We start from the raw sequence: 4,008 nt of genomic DNA, 5'->3' as shown, positions 1-4,008 counted from the left end.
CCACTACCGTTGGCGCTCACTACTACACAGCGGAGCACTCCACCAACTTGTCAATGCACTCTGAATTACGAAGAGCCGTTGATGGGCACGCACGTTGGTCGAATCGACTGATAACAGCTTTTCGATGTCGGCGTGCACGTCGGCGTCGAACCCGAACGAGGCCGCGACCCGGGCGAACATCTCGTCGTACGTGCCGTCCAGCGACCACCGGTGATGGCGTTTCCACACTGTTTGCCACGGCCCGAATTCGGCGGGCAGGTCCCGCCACGGGCATCCTGTGCGAAAATGCCAGGCGATCGCTTCCAGGATCAGCCGGTGATCACGAAACCTGTTGCCTCGCTTACCGTCATGCGACGGCATCAACGGCTCGACCACCGCCCAAAACTCATCACAAATCACACCCGTCCGTGTCACGAGATCGATCTTGGCTGCGGGCGGGTTGATGACGCTCGAAGGCCAGGGTTTGAGTCCAGGCGATCAGGTCGCCAGCCAGGGCGACGACTTCGAGCCAGATCCGGTTGGCCCGGTAGCTGTGGAAAGGCAGGTTACGCAGGCCGGTGTCCTTCAGACAGCGGATACGGTCTTCGGCGCGGGCGCGTTGGCGGTGACGCACTTCCAGGGTCGGCAGCGTCCAGCCGGTTCCGCGAGTGTTGGTCGCAAAGCAGGTGATTCGCCAGCCGTTATGGTCGGTCAGCCGTAGCTGGGCACCGGGGTGAGGACGTTCACGGCGGGCGATGACTCGCATCCCGCGTGGCCATTCCTGGGGGCCGTACTTGGCCGGCGAACGGGTGGGTTTGACCGGGGTCGGCATCCAGTTGGTGAGCTCGGCGACCTGCGCACCCTCACGAGGTGCGCCGTCACTGTCGAGCGCAGCCACCCAAGCCTGCTCGGGAATCGTCTCGATCGCGGCCTGGACAGGGCCGTGAGCGGGAAACCCGATGGAATAGTGCAATCCGGCGTCGGTGAGGTGATGCAGGAATGCTTTAGACGCCCCGCCGGCATCGGCGCGCACCAGCACCTGGCCCCGCTCGGCGGCGGGCAGTTGTTCCAGCGCGGCGCCCAGCACTGTGATGTGATCAGAACTATTGAACGGCGAGGCCTTTCCGGGCGTAGGTCCAGCGCCAGAGTTTCTCCGGTGCCGTGCTCGCCATGGTCGACAAAAGCGCACATCGGGGCGAACCCATAAGACATCTTGTGGGTCGCCTCAGCGCCCTCCTTATCCGAATGCGCCGCCACCAGGGTGGCATCGATATCGACGATGACCTGCCCACCCTCTCGTGTTCCCGGTGTTCCCGCCAGCGGCCGACGCCGTGACCAGACCCGGTCACGGGCTGCAGCGTGTGCCGAGCGCAGCGCCATGACCGCAGCATCGGTGGTGGCGTCATCGACGGCCAACGCCGCAAACAACCGAGACACAGTCGGGTCGGAGGCCACGACTCCGAACAAGTCGCGCTGCGCACGGACTGCGGCCACATCGGCCAAACAGTCACCACCGAGCGCGACCGCGATCGCCACGTCAAGCAGCACCTTGCCCGGATCATGGCGGGCCCGCGCCAGCCGCCACGGCCCCAGCGCCCTCGATAGGACAAGCCCCAGGCCCGCAACCCGGATCGTCTCGTTCATCATCGCCGCGCCCGATGACGTCACCAACGACTCGCGGACATCATCGACGACCAGCCCACCAACTGCGTTACGCTTCACCTACGGAGTTGCCTTCCTGCTTGAGGATCTTGAGACTTCAGCAATCCCAAGAATTCCCTGCAGGACAGGCGCTTCCGTGCATTACACGCCGTCACAACCCCCAACGACATGAAACCTCGAGGCTAGCATTGTGAAGTCGGCGATCTGGGCCCCTCCCGTCCGATCGCGAGGGGTCTGTCGAACGTGCAGACCGCTACCGTCCTCACTCCTTCGCGCGTTACAGCGGACCCCATACAGATAGTATCTAATACATGCGGTACCTGATACCGTTGGCTCTGTGAATTCGTCTGATTGGCGGGATCGGCCCGCGAGCGCCCACTTCGGCTCCATCTGCTGGCAGTCGCGCCTGCTGGCGTTATTGACGGCTATCTTCGCGCGCCCAGTGCTCGCTACCTTGACCGTCATCGGCATAGTCATCAACCGTTTCAGTCCTCACCTGTTGCAGCGTGCACGCCTTGACGTCATCGACAAACCGCTGCGCGTGGTGCCGCCACCGGCGGGAACTCAAGTGACCCCCGTCGCATTGCCACAGTGTCCGGCCGAGTGGGTGGTATTCCCGACGGCCCGCCAGTCCGACCGGGTTATCGTCTACTTCCACGGCTCGGCGCTGGTGACTTTGGGTCTCAATTCGCATCGGCGGTTTGTCGGTAAGCTCTCCCAAGAGACCGGCGCGCGGGTATTCAATGTCGGTTACCGGCTGGCCCCGCAGGCCCGCCTTGAGGATGCCGTGTCCGACGGGCTCGACGCCTACCGCTACGTTATGTCGCTCGGCTTTTCAGCGGATCGCATTGTGCTAGCAGGAGATTCGGCCGGTGGCATGGTGGCTGCCGGTACCGCACTGGCCGCCCGCGACAGCGGGCTGCCGGTGCCTGCGGGTCAGGCGCTGATGTCACCGCTGACGTCGTCGGATATGGGGCTGAAGTACCGGGCCCTCAAAGACCATCGCGACGTGATGTTTCCGTTCATGACGGTGAAGTTCCTCTATGACGTCTTCGGTACTGTCAACGGCACCCGGGCGGCGCCAGTGATGCCGTCGGAGGCCGATCTGCATGGCCTTGGCCCATTTTTGCTCCAGGTTGGCACCCACGAGATGCTGCTCAATGACACCCTCACGCTGGCCGACCGGCTGCGGGCTCACGGCGTACCAGTGTGGGTGCAGCAGTGGCACAAGGCGATGCACATGTTCCAGCTCGGTTTCGACGTCAACCCAGATGCGCTTCGCGCGGTTGAGGAGGTGGCGATGTTTATCCGTCATCTCACCACCGCGCCGGAAAAGAACAGCGCATAATCCGCCCATCGCGCAGGTCGTGGAACATAGAGCAGCCAGTAGCGCAGGGCTTCAAGTGCGGCGCGGACCAAGACGCCGGTCGCAGCACGAGGTGGACGACGAACGGGTTGTCGAGGTCAAGCGGATCAGGACCGCCGCGACGCTATCCCCGCCGACGCAATTGAGAGCTCGTTGCCTGCGCTCGGCCGTTCGGGATCACTGGATATGCTGTTGGCCGCCTACTCGCTGGTGGCCACCCTCTGGCAGACGCCAACCCGCCAGAGCGGCTCACCGATGTCTACGCAAAGGGCGCGCAAGTCGTTCCGCCCGAGTGGAATCTGGGCTTCGCGTCCGCCTTGACCCGCCTGCTGACCGCCAGGTGCATCGGCCTCATCTCTGAAACCTCATGAACAGAAAAGGAGACCAGGACGCAGTGGCTTGGCGAACTGCAACCGGTGAAAACGATGCCAACCTTGTCGATGGCCGGGAACCAGGCGAGACCGCGCAGCCTTCCGCCGGCAATGGCTTTGCGCCAAACGCTAAGTTGCGATCGAGCCAGTCGAACGGGCGGTGGGGCGCCCAACTAGCGGGAGATGGTTGGCTGGGGAGGATTCACGTTGGCGCTGCGATGAAGAAAATGTGGATCGTCCTGGTCATCGTGGCGGTGGTGGCGGTAGCGGGCTTCTGCGTACTGCGGCTTCGCACCTTTTTCGGCGTCCACGACAATCGCCCGATGACCAGCGGCATCGCCGATGAGATCAAGCCGTTCAATCCCAAGCGCGTGGTTTACCAGGTTTATGGTCCCCCGGGGACGGTGGCCAACATCAACTACTTGGACATCAATGCCCAGCCCCAGAAAGCTAGCAACGTGCCTTTGCCCTGGACGCTCTCGGTTACCTCGACGCTGCCCTCGGTGAGCGTCAACATCGTCGCGCAGGGCGACAGCAACCAAATCGGCTGCCGGATCATCGTGGACGAGGTGGTCAAGGACGAAAGGTCGAGTCAGGGTATGAATGCGCAAACGTTCTGCATAGTGAAGT

At 63.1% G+C, this 4,008-nt stretch carries 2 protein-coding genes and 3 pseudogenes; 3 read left to right on the top strand and 2 right to left on the bottom strand.

Annotated features, from left to right (window positions below; translation table 11 throughout):
- Positions 1–78: 78 nt before the first annotated feature.
- Together FPZ47_RS26775 and FPZ47_RS26770 are read right to left on the bottom strand one after the other, a co-directional pair.
- Positions 79–414: pseudogene (locus tag FPZ47_RS26775) on the bottom strand (IS5 family transposase); the annotation flags it as partial.
- Positions 413–1,701, bottom strand: a pseudogene (locus FPZ47_RS26770) (IS1380 family transposase); the annotation flags it as partial. The pseudogenes FPZ47_RS26775 and FPZ47_RS26770, both read right to left, overlap by 2 nt.
- Positions 1,702–1,978: 277 nt before the next feature.
- Between FPZ47_RS26770 and FPZ47_RS26765 the strand changes: the two are divergent.
- The 3 genes and pseudogenes from FPZ47_RS26765 to FPZ47_RS26755 all read left to right on the top strand — a co-directional run.
- The gene (locus tag FPZ47_RS26765; RefSeq protein ID WP_033721600.1) at positions 1,979–2,989 is read left to right on the top strand and encodes an alpha/beta hydrolase; all 1,011 of its coding nucleotides are present in this window, start codon (positions 1,979–1,981) and stop codon (positions 2,987–2,989) included.
- An 82-nt stretch (positions 2,990–3,071) separates the two neighbouring features.
- Positions 3,072–3,378 (top strand): annotated as a pseudogene (locus tag FPZ47_RS30040) (TetR/AcrR family transcriptional regulator); the annotation flags it as partial.
- A gap of 218 nt (positions 3,379–3,596) precedes the next feature.
- Positions 3,597–4,008: MmpS family transport accessory protein (locus tag FPZ47_RS26755; RefSeq protein ID WP_085081474.1), on the top strand; the 412-nt coding region annotated here is incomplete at its 3' end.

The sequence above is a fragment of the Mycobacterium helveticum genome (assembly GCF_007714205.1).
Lineage (GTDB): Bacteria > Actinomycetota > Actinomycetes > Mycobacteriales > Mycobacteriaceae > Mycobacterium > Mycobacterium helveticum.
The sequence above is the reverse complement of the archived record's forward strand: the minus strand, read 5'-3'. Positions and strand labels throughout refer to the sequence as shown.